The sequence below is a fragment of the Rhizobium sullae genome (assembly GCF_025200715.1).
GTDB classification, from domain to species: domain Bacteria; phylum Pseudomonadota; class Alphaproteobacteria; order Rhizobiales; family Rhizobiaceae; genus Rhizobium; species Rhizobium sullae.
In genome coordinates this window covers 3,934,702-3,950,116 of sequence record NZ_CP104143.1, presented here as the reverse complement: position 1 = coordinate 3,950,116, position 15,415 = coordinate 3,934,702, and the positions used below count along the sequence as shown (strand labels likewise).

General features: G+C 59.6%; 13 protein-coding genes and 1 tRNA gene. 9 read left to right on the top strand and 5 right to left on the bottom strand.

Annotated features, from left to right (window positions below):
• Nucleotides 1-2: 2 nt before the first annotated feature.
• Nucleotides 3-422 (bottom strand): BA14K family protein, encoded by a 420-nt coding sequence (locus N2599_RS19520; protein ID WP_027510560.1) that lies wholly within the window; start codon nucleotides 420-422, stop codon nucleotides 3-5.
• A 203-nt stretch (nucleotides 423-625) separates the two neighbouring features.
• On the opposite strand from N2599_RS19520, the gene N2599_RS19515 reads away from it, so the two are divergent.
• Nucleotides 626-712 (top strand) — tRNA-Leu (locus N2599_RS19515).
• A 66-nt stretch (nucleotides 713-778) separates the two neighbouring features.
• Here the strand turns inward: N2599_RS19515 and N2599_RS19510 are convergent.
• The 4 genes from N2599_RS19510 to N2599_RS19495 all read right to left on the bottom strand — a co-directional run bounded on the left by N2599_RS19510 (nucleotide 779) and on the right by N2599_RS19495 (nucleotide 4,381).
• On the bottom strand, nucleotides 779-1,414 hold the full coding sequence (locus tag N2599_RS19510) for an NrsF family protein (protein WP_027510559.1): 636 nt from the start codon (nucleotides 1,412-1,414) through the stop codon (nucleotides 779-781).
• Nucleotides 1,401-1,967, bottom strand: coding sequence for a sigma-70 family RNA polymerase sigma factor (locus tag N2599_RS19505; RefSeq protein ID WP_027510558.1), 567 nt, complete (start codon nucleotides 1,965-1,967; stop codon nucleotides 1,401-1,403). Before N2599_RS19505 ends, N2599_RS19510 begins: the two co-directional genes overlap by 14 nt.
• 373 nt (nucleotides 1,968-2,340) lie before the next feature.
• On the bottom strand, nucleotides 2,341-2,673 hold the full coding sequence (locus tag N2599_RS19500) for a hypothetical protein (protein ID WP_027510557.1): 333 nt from the start codon (nucleotides 2,671-2,673) through the stop codon (nucleotides 2,341-2,343).
• A gap of 115 nt (nucleotides 2,674-2,788) precedes the next feature.
• Nucleotides 2,789-4,381, bottom strand: a complete 1,593-nt coding sequence (locus N2599_RS19495; protein ID WP_027510556.1) for a GumC family protein — start codon at nucleotides 4,379-4,381, stop codon at nucleotides 2,789-2,791.
• A gap of 133 nt (nucleotides 4,382-4,514) precedes the next feature.
• On the opposite strand from N2599_RS19495, the gene N2599_RS19490 reads away from it, so the two are divergent.
• The 8 genes from N2599_RS19490 (at nucleotide 4,515) to N2599_RS19455 (ending at nucleotide 15,378) form a co-directional block, all read left to right on the top strand.
• A complete protein-coding gene (locus N2599_RS19490) occupies nucleotides 4,515-5,579 on the top strand; it encodes a glycoside hydrolase family 5 protein (RefSeq protein WP_027510555.1) in 1,065 nt (354 codons plus the stop codon).
• Nucleotides 5,558-6,826, top strand: a complete 1,269-nt coding sequence (locus N2599_RS19485) for a hypothetical protein (protein WP_037142141.1) — start codon at nucleotides 5,558-5,560, stop codon at nucleotides 6,824-6,826. Before N2599_RS19490 ends, N2599_RS19485 begins: the two co-directional genes overlap by 22 nt.
• Nucleotides 6,827-7,042: 216 nt before the next feature.
• On the top strand, nucleotides 7,043-7,927 hold the full coding sequence (purU, locus tag N2599_RS19480; RefSeq protein ID WP_027510553.1) for a formyltetrahydrofolate deformylase: 885 nt from the start codon (nucleotides 7,043-7,045) through the stop codon (nucleotides 7,925-7,927).
• A 99-nt stretch (nucleotides 7,928-8,026) separates the two neighbouring features.
• Entirely contained in the window at nucleotides 8,027-10,954 is a 2,928-nt protein-coding gene (locus tag N2599_RS19475) for an aminotransferase (RefSeq protein ID WP_027510552.1), read from the top strand.
• A gap of 520 nt (nucleotides 10,955-11,474) precedes the next feature.
• Complete coding sequence (locus N2599_RS19470) at nucleotides 11,475-11,669, top strand: hypothetical protein (RefSeq protein ID WP_027510551.1); 195 nt, start codon at nucleotides 11,475-11,477, stop codon at nucleotides 11,667-11,669.
• A 123-nt stretch (nucleotides 11,670-11,792) separates the two neighbouring features.
• Complete coding sequence (locus tag N2599_RS19465; RefSeq protein WP_027510550.1) at nucleotides 11,793-12,779, top strand: P1 family peptidase; 987 nt, start codon at nucleotides 11,793-11,795, stop codon at nucleotides 12,777-12,779.
• Nucleotides 12,780-12,820: 41 nt separating this feature from the next.
• The gene (locus N2599_RS19460; protein WP_027510549.1) at nucleotides 12,821-13,726 is read left to right on the top strand and encodes a LysR family transcriptional regulator; all 906 of its coding nucleotides are present in this window, start codon (nucleotides 12,821-12,823) and stop codon (nucleotides 13,724-13,726) included.
• A gap of 119 nt (nucleotides 13,727-13,845) precedes the next feature.
• The gene (locus N2599_RS19455; RefSeq protein WP_037142139.1) at nucleotides 13,846-15,378 is read left to right on the top strand and encodes an ABC transporter substrate-binding protein; all 1,533 of its coding nucleotides are present in this window, start codon (nucleotides 13,846-13,848) and stop codon (nucleotides 15,376-15,378) included.
• Nucleotides 15,379-15,415: the final 37 nt, after the last annotated feature.

Sequence of the window (15,415 nt, the reverse complement as noted above, 5' to 3'; positions counted from 1 at the left end):
ACTCAGTCGAAGGGCGAATTGCAGGTCTTGTAGATGCCCTCGTAGGTCACGAAACGATCGGTCCGCGGATTGTAGGTCCGGTACTGATTTCGGCACCATTCGACATGCATATCTTTCGCTGGCGGACGTATCCGACGGATCGGCGGCGGATCATAGGAGAGCTGCGGCCTGGGCTGGGCGCGCGGCTGGTAATAGGTCGGCCCTCTCGCTCCCGGCGGTCGATAGTTTGGCTGTATATAGGAAGGGCGGTGCCACTGCTGGGGCCCGAAGCCGAAGCAGCCGCGATAATCGCAATAGGTCGACTGCACATTGATGATCGCCGGATTGCGCGGCTGTGGCGGCACGAGCGGAGACGCGGCACCGGCTGCAAGGGGCACAAAACCGATGACGGAGCCAAAGATGATCGTTCGAAGCGCAGACATCACTGATTCCTTTCTGCTGCTGCAGATATAGAACAACCGCCGCCGCATGGCATCCACCACAAGATCGAAAGCCGTTCAGTTCGGCGTGATCGCCCCAACCCGGCTTCTTCGGGAAACGTATCCGCTCTTTTTTGCCGACTGTCAGGAAAACTTCAAAAACCCGGTTGACAGCAAAGAGCCACCCCCGTACATGGCTCTCCGTCGCCCAGATGGCGGAATTGGTAGACGCGCCAGCTTCAGGTGCTGGTACCCGAAAGGGTGTGGAGGTTCGAGTCCTCTTCTGGGCACCATTCCATTTCCAAGATAGCAAAACAGCCGATGCCAACGGCCACGGTTTCGTGACCGCCGCTGTCTTCTTACCACTTCAGATATCGTGATCCGATTAGCGCGCCGAGGGCGGTGACTGCGGCGATTGCCGTGGTGTACCAGACCGCCAGAAACAGCGGGCTGTCGTCCGGGCAATGCCAGGCGTAAAGCGCTGCCGCTATGCCGCCAGCGGCGAGGCCTGCGGCCGCGCCGGCAAGGGTTGGGCGTTCCGGAGCGCCGTTTTTCAGTGCCCAGAGGAACCCGGCAAGCGGCGCAAACGAGAGGATCGAGATGAAGAACAGGCAGAAGCCTGCGTTGCGGCCGAGCATTGCGGTTTCCCATGCATCCTGCGGAATGGCCATCAATTCGGCTGCAGTGCCTGCCGCGAGCAGGATTAGCGGTACGAACAGTGCTAGGCTTGAAAGCCTCAGCGACACGGCCGGCCGGCCAATGCGAAAGACAAGCCCGCAAGCGGTGACGGCGAGCGTCAGGGTCACGAACATCTTGAAGAGCACGCGTGCGGTTTCGATTGCGCTTGCCATGTCGTGGCGGATACCGACTGCCGACAAAAACAACGCTGCAGAGACGGCGACGCCGATCAGCAGCCCACCCATGAGCAAGGGGCCGAGCCGCGTGCGGACAGGCGCGTCTTGTGCCAGGAGGCTGATCAGGTCATCGGTCTTCACTCGTCTCACTCCGGTATAACGCCGCCAGCGACTTCAGCGCACGGTGCAGCGCAACGCGCACCGCACCTTCGCTCATTTTCAGCCTTTCGGCCGTTTCGCGAACACCTGCTCCCTCGATCGAAATCGAGCGCACGATATCACGCTGTGGATCGTTCAGGCGCTTCAACATATGTTCGGCATCGAGCCGATCCAAATTGCCCGCCTGTTCTTCCGCTTCGAGCGTTGCCATCACTTCATCGATCGGCACATCGACGTGACGGCCGCGGCGGCGCAGGCTGTCAATCAGCTTGTTGCGCACGATCGTCGACAGCCAAGGACCGATCGGGCGCGCCGGATCCCAGGTTCCGCGCTTCAGGTGAACGGCCAGCAGCACCTCCTGCACGACGTCTTCCGCCTCGCTTGCCGCCGCGCCGAACTGGTCGCAGCGTCTGCGGGCCATGGCGCGTAAATGAGGTGTCACAGCGGAAAGAAAGCGGTGATAGGCCTGCGCATCGCCACCCATGGCGCTACGCATCCAGCCTGCCCATTCCTCTTCCCGCGCCGAATATCTCACCCGATATCTTCCTCTACGAGAGGGCACACATTTTTGTTACCGGCCGTTCGAAATTATTTTCGCCACACCCAGAGAGCGTCGCTCTCAGGCGTTTTTCTCCCGCAATCGCGCAAACGGCAAGCCCGGCCGGCGAAAAAGTGCTCGGCTAAGGCTGCAAGATGTGCGGCGACTCACGGACCGATAAACGGCACCCTATATTCTCTGGAACAGGTAGACTGCATTTTCGCTTACGTGCCAGGGGTCGTCCTCAGTTTCTCGACACCCGACGCACGGCACCTGAGCCGTCTGCTTCCTGATCATCATCGCCGGCGGACCGGGAAGCGTCTCAGTCGATCACTTCATCGCGCGGCATTTTCCTGCACGGCACGAGGTGTCAGCGCACAGGCTGATAGTGGCCTCTCGCAGGCACCTGCGTGCCCTGGCTCACATAGCCGTCACGATCGCACACATAGACGATGGTCGGCATGCCGCCGGAGCGGAAAATCCAGTCCCCATTGCGGCGAATGCCGCGCGTTTCGGTGCGGCAGGCATATTGCTCCTCATCCTTCTTGTCCGGCTGAGACTTGACACCGGGGAGATCGGGATAGGGATAGAGCGGCTGAACGTCTGCTTTGCCCGCACGATTCCAATCCGTTGCAAAAGCCGGTTCGGCAATCAGACTGCTGGCAACAGAAAGGGCAGCGAGCAAGATTGGCAGGGATCGCATATCGGTGGCCTTTCATTGCCGGACGGACGCCAGTGGCGTTCACCTTCGGATTTAGGAAGCGTCCCGGCGGTGATCAAGCTTTTGGCAGCAAGGGCAACGACAGATCGATCCGGCCCTAGGCTTCTCGGCGGAAATAGCCTCGGACGAGCGGATGCGCGAAGAGGCTTGCAAGGATCGCAATCGCAGCGCCGGCGGCAAAGCCGGCGAAGAGCCCGCCGATAACGCCGGCCGCCAGCAGAACCTTCTTGCCGGGACCGTCCGGTTTCGTTGGCGGTTCGGCTTCCGAAATGACGCGCATGTTGCTCTGAGGTAGGTTCTGTTCCTCGGTCGTCTGGCTGGAGCGCTTCAGAACGGTCTCGTAGATTTCGCGGGCGGCCGTCGCCTTGCGCTGCAGTTCGTTGAGTTCGACCTGCTTGTCGGATGTGGTCGCCTGCAGCGCCTTTTGAATGTTCAGTTCCTTGGCGATCGCGTCCTCGGCTTTCTTCGCCTGGTCGTAATCGGCGCGCGCCGAGGTCACCATGCGCTGCAATTCACCCTTTATCTCGCCCGAAATACTCTGCAGCGACGAGCGGGCGGCCTGCAGCCGCGGATGCCGGGCGCCCATCTGGCTCTCGAGGCTGCCGACAATTGCGGCCTGCGTAGCATATTGCTGTCGAAGGCTCGCGAGCGACGAGTTCACCGAATTGCGGTCCGTCTGGCTGTTGGCGACAATATCCTCAAAGCTCATGTTCGCGGCCGCATCCGCGCGAGCCTTGGCCTGGATGGTCTTTTCCTGTGCGGTCAGCAAAAGCGTATTCAACGACGCAAGGCGCTGGTCGGAGATCAGATTGCCCTCCGTTGCCGCCATGTCGTTGTCGGCGCGGAAGGTTTCGACGGCTTGCTCGGCTTCCTGCACCTTCTGGCGCAGATCGTTCAGGCGAACATCAAGCGTTGCAGTGGTATTTTCGTATAGACCGGTCGAGGCACTGCTTTCCTCCTGCATGAAGGAAGTCACGACCTGGTTTGCAAGCTTGGCGGATTTGTCCGGATTGTTCGTTACCGCCGTCAAGGATACGACATAGGTGCTGCTCTGCCGGGTGATCGTAAGCGCCTTCTGCAATGCACTGACCACGGCCGCATCGTCGCTCCGGCCGCCGTTGAATTCCGGATCCTGCGCAAGCTTCATGGTATCGGCAACCCGGCGCAACACATTGCCGGACATCAGGATCTGCACCTGGCTGTCGATCATCGACGAGATCATCTCCGGCGAGATCGCCGATGACTGCGGCGCCGGATCAGCAAGGCCGATCTGGCGCGGATCGAAATAAAGGCTCGTGCTCGCGGTGAATTTCTGCGGCAGCGACGGCAGCAGGGCTCCGCCCGCCAATGCGCCGAGCACGGCAAGACCGAGAACAATCAGCCTTCTGTTCCAGATTGCAAAAATGATCGATCGCGTATCAAGAAGCGGCGCGTCGGGATCGACGGAAACCGGTGCCGGACGGACAACGTCGCGCTCCGGCTGCGGTGGCAAAGGCGGCGGCTGGTCGCGCAGATCTCTTTCCGGGGGAGCGGGCGACTGCTGTGCTTCCGGCTCGAAAACAGGCCTTGCGAAGTCGCCAGGTCTCAAGACTGGCGTGCGCGCAGGAGAGCTTTCCGGCGCGGTTGGCGCAGGCTCGTAGCTTCGCCAGCTAGGCAGCCGGCTGACTCTGTTCCTGTCGAATTGGCTCATAGACACACTCGTGACCCGCCGACGCAGACCTTTGGCGGAGGCAGATCAACTTTAGAAATCCTTAGCTAACGGAGCGTTAAGATACCCTACCCGATATTGCCGGAACATGGCAAAGCTCCTGAAAGCGAGATTGATGAAAGCCGCCTTTTCGCCCTGGCGCCGCATGCTGACGATCGCCGCGGCAATAGTGCTGCCATTGCACGCTGGCCTTGCCGAAGCAGCGGGGCCCTGCTTTCGCGGCATCAATCTTTCCGGTGCGGAGTTCGGCAATCCGGGTGGAGAGATTTTCAAGGATTATGCTTACCCCTCAGAAGAGACGATCGGCTACTTCCGCAAGAAGGGGATGAATATCGTTCGCTTGCCGTTCTTGTGGGAGCGACTGCAGCCCGAACTGGGGCAGGCCCTGAACGACGACGAACTCCAGCGCATCAAGGATACGGTGACCCTTTTGCGCAAATACAAGATGAGCGTCATTCTCGATCCGCACAATTATGCCCAATACAAGAAAGCGCAGGTCGGTACGCCGCCGGTGACGACGCTGGCATTCGCCGATTTCTGGACTCGGCTCGCCGTCGAATTTGCCGATCAGGAGGACGTGATTTTCGGGCTCATGAACGAGCCCTATGACATCGCCAGCGACAAATGGTTGAGCGCTGCCAATGCCGCGATCCGCGGCATCCGTGCGGTCGGCGCCGGCAATCTCATCCTCGTGCCAGGCACGAAATGGACGGGAGCCCATTCCTGGCAGTCAGACGGCCCGGGCGGGCCGAATGGCACCATAATGCTTGGCGTCAAGGACCCGCGCAGGAACTATGCCTATGAGGTTCACCAGTATTTCGACAGCGATTCCTCCGGTACGCACGAGGAATGTTCCGGCAATGAGAACGCCAGGAAGGCCATCGTCAGCATGTCCGATTGGGCGCGCAAGCACGGCACCCGGGTGCTGCTGGGCGAATTCGGTGTCTCGCAAGCGCCGGAATGCGTCGCCGGATTGAAAGCGGTTTTGGATACGATGCAGGAAAACGGCGACGTCTGGCTCGGCTGGACATACTGGGTTGCAGGCGATTGGTGGCCGCAAACCGAGCCGTTGAACGTGCAGCCGCACGACGGCCATGAGCGAAAGCAAATCACAGTGCTGGAGGCTGCCGCTAAGGCGCCGGCTCCGGCAGAGGACGCATGCCGGACACGAGGCAGGTGATGATGGCACGGCGGGAAGCATTGGCAAAGGAACAGATCGACTACGGCCTCCTGGCCGTCGGCGTATTGTCGGTTACCTACAATTGCCTTCTCGCCTTCATCAATCACAACATCACGCCGCTTGCGTCGTCGCATGTCGTCGTCAGCGAGATCCTGCTGCTGGTCTATAGTTTTGGCTTCATATTGAAGCGCGGGCTCTACGAAGAGGATCTCGCGCCTCTTGGCTATTTGCTGGCGACGATTTTCCTCACGATCTATGTGATGGTCACCAACCGCGCAGGCTATATCGACCACCTGCGCAACGTGCTTATCATCTTCGCCTTCGTCATCATGGGTCGATGGACGAACGAGCGAACGCTGAAGCTGATCTTCAAGACCTGCTGCATCGTTGTACTGGCGGTGCTGATCTGCGAAATCGTCTCCGTACAAGCCTATGTAGCATTGTTCCATCCGGCCGAATATTTCGAGAACACTCGCGGTGTGCCGCGCGCCACCTATAGCGACATCGGCCTTTTCCGCGGCGCCCTTGGCTTCCCGTCCCGCTTTTCCTTCGGGATCATCGATCACCGGTCCTCATCGATCTTCCTGGAGCAGGTATCGCTTGCCAATTTCTGCGGTGTACTAGTCATCTATCTCGTCAGCTTTTCCAATCGCTTGAGATTGTTCGACCGGCTGCTTTTCCTCATCACCGTCGTGTTGATTCTGGTCACCAACGACACGCGCACGATGCTTATTTTCAGCGTGGTCTGCCTCGGCGGATACTTTGTCTATCCGTGGATTCCGAAGATCTGCGATTTCTTGATGATGCCGGCGATCATCACCATGGGCTTTGTCATCCATGCATTCCGCCCTGATGCCCATGAAGACGATTTCGTCGGCCGCATCAGCGGGACCGTTCGAAACATCTTTGCCATGGACATCCCGGCGACTCTTGGCCTTGAACTCGAGAAAGCCACGACTTTCGTCGACAGCGGCTACGTCTACATAACCTATGGCGCGACGATCTTCGGCCTCATCCTCTTTTGGCTGTTCGTCTCTTTTTTCCCGGCAGGCGAGACGCCGAACCAGAAGCGTCTTGCGCATTCGCTATCGCTTTTCATGTTCCTGAACCTGATGATCGGCTCCACGGCGATCTTCTCCATGAAGACGGCCGGCCTTGTCTGGCTGCTCGTTGGGTTCCTGAAAGTCAACGAGGGCGTGCGCGGGAAACGCGCTGCCGGTAAAGTAGGCATGCCGATTTCCACCTGAACGGTTGCGCGGCGGGGATACGAGACGCCGCAGGCGGGACGGAGTCTCGCTATGACTTCCGTAAGTTGGAGCTCGATGCATGGATGCAAGAGCCTGCAAGTCCTTGACAGCTTCTCTTGCAAATTCTTGCACGAATGAAAGAGCCACGCCCTATGCGGCGTGGCTGCTTTAATCTAAGCAGACCTGCCGGTTATTGCCGCGAGAGGGAAGAGGGCCATGACGAACTATGTGCTGACAGTATCGTGCAAATCGACGCGCGGGATCGTGGCTGCGATTGCGAGTTATCTCGCCGATCAGGGCTGCAACATCGTCGATAGCTCGCAGTTCGACGACCTCGACACCGGCAAGTTCTTCACTCGCGTCAGCTTCATCTCCGAAGAAGGCGTCGGCCTTCCGGCGCTGACGGAGGGTTTCAAGCCGATCGCCGAGAAATTCAGCATGGACGCCGAGATCCACGACGGCAGTGCCCGCATGAAAGTGCTGCTGATGGTCTCCCGCTTCGGCCATTGTTTGAACGACCTGCTCTACCGCTGGAAGATCGGCGCGCTGCCGATCGATATCGTCGGCGTCGTCTCCAACCACTTCGACTACCAGAAAGTCGTCGTCAACCACGACATTCCCTTTTATCACATCAAGGTCACCAAGGAGAACAAGCCGCAGGCCGAAGCCCAACTGCTCGATCTCGTCGACCAGACCGGCACGGAACTGATCGTGCTCGCCCGCTACATGCAGGTGCTTTCCGATGCGATGTGCCGCAAGATGTCCGGCAAGATCATCAATATCCACCATTCCTTCCTGCCGAGCTTCAAGGGCGCTAACCCCTACAAGCAGGCTTATGAGCGCGGCGTGAAGCTGATCGGCGCCACGGCGCATTACGTGACGGCCGACCTCGACGAAGGTCCGATCATCGAGCAGGACACGGCGCGCATCACCCACGCCCAGAGTGCGGACGACTACGTCTCGATCGGCCGCGATGTCGAAAGCCAGGTACTGGCGCGGGCCATCCACGCCCATATCCATCGTCGCGTCTTCCTCAACGGCAACCGCACCATCGTCTTCCCGGCAAGCCCAGGTTCCTACGCATCCGAACGGATGGGTTGATCTCTACCCAAAAGGGCAGCGGCGCAAAGCTTGCTTGCTCATGACACGAATTCGATTATCTGCTTATGTGAACAATCGAATCATGCCGTGGGGGATGCCATGACCGACGATGCGCGTGCTGATCGTATGGAACTGCCGCGCCCGGACGTAACGTCGGCGGAAGCAGAAAGCATCCTGCAATCGCGCTACGGCTTTCAAGGCACGATCACTGAACTCGGCAGCCAGCAGGACCGCAATTACCGGATCGACACCGGCGACGGCAGCTATGTGCTGAAGATCTGCCACATGGCTTACGATACGCTGGAGCTCGAGGCGCAGAATGCAGCAATCCGGTATCTGACCAGCAAGGACGGCGCGCCGCGTGTCCCGAGGGTCATGAGCTCGACGGATGGTCAGGACATCATCGCCGTCACGGTTCGCGAACAGACCTTCAAGGTACGTCTGCTCGAATATCTCGAAGGCGAAGGTCTGACGCATCGCAAATACCTGCCGAAGGCTTCCGTCGCGGCCCTTGGTGCGCTTTGCGCCCGGCTGGCGCAGGCGCTTGCGGATTTCAACCATTCGGGCCTCGACCGCAGCCTGCAGTGGGATCTGCGTCGCGCCGGACCTGTTGCCGTTCAGCTGCTTTCGGCAATCACCGATGGCGCTGCACGCGACCGGATCGCAAAGAGCATGGTGCTTGCCGTACGCCGCATCCAGCCGCTCGCGCCATCGCTCCGCGTTCAGGCCGTGCATCATGATGTAACAGGCGACAACGTCGTCTGCCGGATCGATGCGCAAGGACGGCCGATGCCCGATGGCGTCATCGATTTCGGCGATATCATTCGCGGCTGGCTCGTCGGCGATCTAGCCGTGACCTGCGCCTCGCTGCTGCATCAGGCCGATGGCGATCCATTCTACATCCTGCCCGCGGTCAAAGCCTATCACGAGATCTATCCGCTGACGGACGAGGAGTTGAAGGCGCTTTGGCCGCTAGTCGTCGCGCGTGCGGTCATTCTGGTTGCAAGCAGCGAACAGCAGATTTCGATCGATCCGGAAAACGACTACGTCCGCAACAATCTGGAGCTTGAACGGCGAATCTTCGACACGGCCATGTCTGTTCCCTTCGGATTGATGGAAGCCGCGATCCTCGAGGCTGTTGGCGCCGGGACGCCGCCGATCGATATGTCTGGCTGGCACATGCTTCTGCCGGAGATCGACCTTGCAAACATCGCCTATCTCGACCTCGGCGTTCAGAGCCCGCATTTCGCAGCCGGTAACTGGCTGAATGCGGAAATGGACTGGCGGCTTTTGGCACGCGCGGCGAATGAGGCGGGCATAGCGGCGACCCGCTACGGTGAATACCGGCTTTCGCGCTCCGTTCTTCGAAGTGCCAGGCAGCCGTCGACCTACGCGCTGCACAATGACATCTGCCTGCCCGGAGGAAGCAGCGTCGCTGCCCCTTTTTCCGGACGCATCGATTGCAAGAACCACCATCTCATCCTGATCGGCAACGGCATCAATCTGCATCTCGACGGCCTGGATCTGTCTGTTGAGGATGGCGTGGAGGTTGAACAGGGGCAGATCATCGGCACGGTCTCGGGCGAGGCCTCTTCGCTCGGCGGCTTGCGTATACAGCTTTGCACGGTTCCTGCGCTCGAACCGCCGCTCTTTGCCGCACCGCAGGAGGCAGCCGCCTGGTCCGTCCTTTGCCCATCACCCGCGGGTCTGCTTGGACCGGGCGCCAACGCGCCCAAGCCGGAAACGGGAGAACTGCTTGCGAGGCGTCAGGCGCATCTCGCAAAGCCGCAGAAGAATTACTACGAGGTGCCGCCGCAGATCGAGCGCGGCTGGAAGGAACACATGTTCGATGTCGAGGCGCGCGCCTATCTCGACATGGTCAACAATGTCACGATTCTCGGCCACGGGCACCCGCGCCTGGCAGAAGCGATCGGCGAGCAATGGCTGAAGCTCAACACCAATTCGCGCTTTCACTATGCGGCGATCGGCGAATTTTGCGAGCGGTTGGCCGCCTTAGCGCCCGACGGACTGGACCGCGTCTTCCTCGTCAACAGCGGGTCAGAGGCGAATGATCTGGCGATCCGGCTTGCCTGGGCGCATACGGGGGCGCGCAACATGCTCTGCCTGCTGGAAGCCTATCATGGCTGGTCGGTTGCGAGCGACGCCGTCTCCACCTCGATTGCCGACAATCCTCAGGCGCCGACAACCCGGCCGGATTGGGTGCATGCCGCCGTTTCGCCCAACACCTATCGCGGCGAATTTCGTGGGCCGGATTCGACCGGAGACTATCTCGCCGCGATGGCGCCTGTGCTGCAGTCGATCGACGCCAGCGGGCAAGGGCTTGCGGGCTTCATCGCCGAATCGGTCTATGGGAATGCCGGCGGCATTTCCTTGCCGGATGGATATCTAGCTGAAGTCTATGCTCAAGTTCGCGCCCGCGGCGGAGTCTGCATAGCCGACGAAGTGCAGGTCGGCTACGGCAGGATCGGCCATCACTTCTGGGGATTCGAGCAGCAGGGCGTCGTGCCGGATATCCTCACCATCGCCAAGGGCATGGGCAACGGCCACCCGCTCGGTGCCGTGATCACGACGCAGGCAATTGCCGAATCGCTGGAGAAGGAAGGCTATTTCTTTTCCTCGTCCGGCGGCAGCCCGGTCAGTTGCATCGCCGGCATGACGGTGCTCGACATCATGGTAGACGAAAAGCTGCAGGACAACGCACGCGAGGTGGGCGACCATCTCAAAGGTCGGCTTGCCGCACTGATCGACAAGTATCCGATTGTCGGCGCCATCCACGGCATGGGCCTCTATCTCGGGCTTGAATTCGTCCGCGACAGAACGACGCTGGAGCCAGCGACACAAGAGACGGCGGCCATCTGCAATCGTCTTCTAGAACTCGGCGTGATCATGCAGGCAACCGGCGATCACCTGAATGTGCTGAAAATCAAGCCGCCGCTTTGCCTGACCATCACGAGCGCCGACTTCTTCGCGGACATCCTGGAAAAGGTCCTTTCCGAGGGTTGGTGACCGGTCCTCCGCCGTTAATCAATGCGGTCATTTCGAGGCTTTCGGTTTTTTAATCAAAAGCCCCATTGCCGGAATCAAAACGACTTCCTATGTCTGTCCCGGTGATCGAAACGAGGCTTCCGGCCGTCACGCAATTTGCACAAAGATCTGATAGTGTTCTTTCGGCAAATACGACTGTGACAGAATTATTTTTTTCGGATCGTCGAGATTTTGACACGTTTCGGAATATGATTCTGATGGACTGTCCTTTATTCTCTACAAACAAGGTAGATTATAAAGACGGTCGTCGCCGGTCCCGAGTCTTTCGAGACCCTCACGAGTGCAACGCCAACACAAGGAACGAGACATGATAGATATCGATATTCTCGCCACCCTTCTCGAGCGAATTGTACTCGGCAATGACCGTCCGGGCGCCCTCTCCCGCTCGAACTGTCGAATGTGACCTTCGTCCCTCCTTTCAACGGTATCAGACAAGTCAATTCGTCATCGCCTCGCAATCCGCGCGGCAGGAGTTCTACGCATGAAAAAGCAAGTTATCGAATATGCAGGCGTTCCCGTCGGGATCGTCATTCCAGATGAAGACCGGCTGAAGTTCATCGCCGTGAAATTTCACGTGCACGACCTCGACGAGCAGCGTTTCAGCTCGCCGGACGAGGTGAAGCTCGCGATCCACGACCTGATGACACGGCGCCATCCAAAGCCAATCCATGCCTGAAAACAGGCTTAGATTTCCGCGCTTCGTCGCTTTCCAGAGTTTATGACCGGTCCCGAAAAAGGGGCCGGTCTTGTTTTTTCGTGCTGGTTGCGATCCTATCGGACGTGAACAAGGACGGCGCATTTGCTCAATCTCATTACCGATATCGAGGGCGTTTCGATCGGCCAGGTAACGGATCTGAAGCTCGGTTCCGGCGTCACTGCAATTATCTTCGACGAACCGGCGACGGCTTCGGCCAGCGTTCTCGGCGGCGCGCCTGGCAGCCGGGACACGGCCTTGCTCGATCCTTCGATGACAGTCGAAAAGGTTGATGCCTTCGTTCTTTCCGGCGGCTCGGCTTTTGGGCTGGATGCGGCAGGCGGCGTACAAGCCGGCCTGAGGAAGGCCGGCCGCGGCTTCCAGGTGGGCACAGTGCGTGTTCCGATTGTACCCCAGGCAATCCTCTTCGATCTCTTGAACGGCGGCGACAAAGATTGGGGCCTGCATTCGCGTTACCGGGAGATGGGCTATGCGGCCTTCAAGGCAGCTGTGAAAGGCGAATTTCCGCTCGGAACGGTGGGCGCCGGAACAGGTGCCACGACGGCAACATTCAAAGGCGGGCTCGGCTCGGCAAGCACGGTCAGCAGCGCTGGGCATCGGATCGCGGCAATCGTCGCGGTCAATGCGCTCGGTTCGGCAACGATCGGCGACGGACCGCATTTCTGGGCGGCACCCTTCGAAAACGGCAACGAATTCGGCAGCCTCGGAATGCCCGCGACGATCGACCATCGCTTGCGGCTCAAGGGCGTGGTGGCACCTGCAACCACGATCGGTGCGGTCGTGACCAATGCGGCGCTGACGAAGGCCGAGGCTTACCGGCTTTCGCTGGGCGCTCATGACGGGCTGGCAAGGGCATTGCTTCCGGCACACTTACCTCTAGACGGCGATACCGTCTTTGCCGCTTCGACGTGTGCGCGACCGATGGCCGACATGGGCGAGTTGATGGAGCTTTGCCACCTCGCAGGAGTGGTCATGGCCCGAGCGATCGCGCGCGGTGTTTACGAAGCGACAGCGCTGCCTTACGAGGGTGCGCAGAGGGCCTGGCGGGAGCTTTATCCGGACGGACGCTGATCGCCCAGACAGTGAGAAGAGCCCAAGCGGCGGGAGAGAAAATGCAGATCCGGGCCCTGATGTATTTCGACGAGTTGGTCAGGACAAAATCCATGCGCCAGGCGGCCGAGAACTTGGGCGTTGCGCCGACTGCCGTCAGCCGCCAGATCGAGAATCTCGAAGAACATTTCGGTGCTGCTCTCGTCGAACGCAGCGCGCGCGGCGTGACGCTGACGGCCGCGGGTGAACTGCTTGCCGCCCGCGCCGGACGGACACTTCGCGAACTCGAGCATGTGCAGCAGCTGATCGAAGACCTGAAGGGTCTCGAGCGCGGTCAGGTGACCATCTACGCCAACGGCGCAATCGTCACCAGTCTGCTTGCACCCGCGCTTTCGGAGTTCAGCCGCAGCTTTCCCAATATCCGCTTCGAGGTGATGATCACCAGCGCCCGGCAAGCCATCGAGGCGGTGAACGCAGCGCGGGCCGATATGGCGCTGACGCTTTTTGCTCCGCCAATGTCCGATGCAAAAGTGGTGACGCGCTTTGAAATCGCTTATGACGTGATTGTTTCGGCACAGGATGCCGCGGCAGGGCGCAAGGAAATTACCCTTCGCGAACTTGCACGCTACACACTCGCTCTGCCCGAGAAGTCCTTTGGTTTCCGCCAGAGCTTCGATGCGCTTGTCGAGCGACAGGGGCTGACGATCGATCCGGTTTTCACCGTCAGTTCGCTCGAAATGCTCAAGGAACTCGTGCTCAGCGACAGCGCGGTAACGCTGTTGCCGGCGCTTGCTGTGCGCCGCGAGATCGAGGCAGGCCAGCTTGCTGCCATTCCACTTGCCAGCGAAAACTCCATCCGCACGCATGCCGAGCTTTCGATCGCGCCGGATCGGCAACTCTCCTTCGCAGCGGACAAGCTCATCAGTTTCATCGAAAATTTCATGCGGACGAAACTGAAGGGCCGCTGAGGCCGGTCGAGCAGGACGACTTGCATTTTCTCTTTTTTTAGTGTGTAGCTTTTTTCGATGCACAATGAACACATAATGTGCGCACTAGTTCACATCGCCTTTTTGGGATCCGCAAAATTATGATCACCAGCTTTCTGCCGGCGCCTTTCACGCGGCTTGCTCACCGCCTTTCCCTCAGCGCTGCTCTTTCCGTCGCGATGATGGCAAGCGCCATCGTGCCGGCTCATGCGGCCAAGACGGTGCTCAATCTCGGCATGAGCGTCGAACCGGCGGGGCTCGATCCGACGATCGCTGCACCGGTCGCGATCGGTCAGGTGACCTGGCAGAATGTCTTCGAAGGGCTGGTTGCGATCGATGAGAGCGGCAAGGTCCGGCCGCAGCTTGCCAAGAGCTGGGAAATTTCGCCGGATGGGCTGACCTATAAGTTCAAACTACAGACGGGCGTCAAATTCCATGACGGCGAAGCCTTCGATTCCGCTACGGCGAGATTCGCGCTGGAACGTGCCCGCGGCAAAGATTCGGTCAATCCGCAGAAGCGCTTCTTCGCCTCGATCGCCTCCATCGATACGCCGGATCCCGAAACGCTGGTGCTGCATCTCTCGCAGCCGACGGGAAGCCTGCTTTACTGGCTTGGTTGGCCGGCATCGGTCATGGTTGGTCCGAAGTCGGCTGCGAGCGACAAGACGCAACCTGTCGGCACCGGTCCGTTCAAATTCGTCAACTGGGCGAAAGGTGACAAGGTCGAGCTTGTAAAGAACGAGGCCTACTGGAACAGTCTGGTGTCCGTGAAGCTCGACAAGGTGACCTTCCGCTTCATCGCCGACCCGCAAGCGCAGGCTGCTGCGCTGAAAGCAGGCGATGTGGACGCCATTCCGGAATTCGCCGCACCCGAGCTGATGACTTCGTTCAAGGGCGATCCGCGGCTAGTGACGAAGGTCGGCAATACCGAACTCAAGGTCGTTGCCGGCATGAACAATGCCAAAAAGCCTTTCGACGACAAGCGGGTGCGCCAGGCCCTGATGATGGCGATCGACCGTCAGACGGTGATCGACGGCGCCTGGTCGGGCCTCGGCACGGCGATCGGCAGCCACTATACGCCGAACGATCCGGGCTACCAGGACACCACCGGTCTACTGCCCTACAACCCCGAAAAGGCGAAGGCGCTGCTTGCGGAAGCCGGCTATCCGAACGGCCTCACCTTCACGATCAAATCGCCGCAGATGGCCTATGCGCCGCGCAGCGCCCAAGTGATGCAGGCAATGTTTGCCGAGATCGGCGTGACGATGAACATTGAACCGACCGAATTTCCGGCGAAATGGGTGCAGGATGTGATGAAGGACCGCGCTTACGAGATGACTGTCGTGGCGCATGCCGAGCCGATGGATGTCGACATCTATTCGCGCGATCCCTACTACTTCAACTACAAGAACCCGACCTTCAACGATCTGATGAAGAAGGTGCAGGAGACGACCGATCCCGTCTTGCAGAACAAGATCTACGGCGAGGCGCAGAAAATCCTCGCCGAGGATGTGCCGGCGCTTTATCTATTCGTCATGCCGAAGCTCGGCGTGTGGAACAAGAAGCTGAAAGGTCTATGGGAAAACGAGCCGATCCCTTCGAACGTTCTGACCAACGTGTCGTGGGAGGAGTGATTTTCCGCAACGAGATGGTAACGACTGGGGGCGGGAC

What these genes read in the sequence shown, in the direction of transcription:
- N2599_RS19520 (WP_027510560.1), bottom strand. Translation starts at nt 422, where the DNA reads ATGTCTGCGCTTCGAACGATCATCTTTGGCTCCGTCATCGGTTTTGTG.
- N2599_RS19500 (WP_027510557.1), bottom strand. Translation starts at nt 2,673, where the DNA reads ATGCGATCCCTGCCAATCTTGCTCGCTGCCCTTTCTGTTGCCAGCAGT.
- N2599_RS19495 (WP_027510556.1), bottom strand. Translation starts at nt 4,381, where the DNA reads ATGAGCCAATTCGACAGGAACAGAGTCAGCCGGCTGCCTAGCTGGCGA.
- N2599_RS19490 (WP_027510555.1), top strand. Translation starts at nt 4,515, where the DNA reads ATGAAAGCCGCCTTTTCGCCCTGGCGCCGCATGCTGACGATCGCCGCG.
- N2599_RS19485 (WP_037142141.1), top strand. Translation starts at nt 5,558, where the DNA reads ATGCCGGACACGAGGCAGGTGATGATGGCACGGCGGGAAGCATTGGCA.
- purU (WP_027510553.1), top strand. Translation starts at nt 7,043, where the DNA reads ATGACGAACTATGTGCTGACAGTATCGTGCAAATCGACGCGCGGGATC.
- N2599_RS19475 (WP_027510552.1), top strand. Translation starts at nt 8,027, where the DNA reads ATGACCGACGATGCGCGTGCTGATCGTATGGAACTGCCGCGCCCGGAC.
- N2599_RS19470 (WP_027510551.1), top strand. Translation starts at nt 11,475, where the DNA reads ATGAAAAAGCAAGTTATCGAATATGCAGGCGTTCCCGTCGGGATCGTC.
- N2599_RS19460 (WP_027510549.1), top strand. Translation starts at nt 12,821, where the DNA reads ATGCAGATCCGGGCCCTGATGTATTTCGACGAGTTGGTCAGGACAAAA.
- N2599_RS19455 (WP_037142139.1), top strand. Translation starts at nt 13,846, where the DNA reads ATGATCACCAGCTTTCTGCCGGCGCCTTTCACGCGGCTTGCTCACCGC.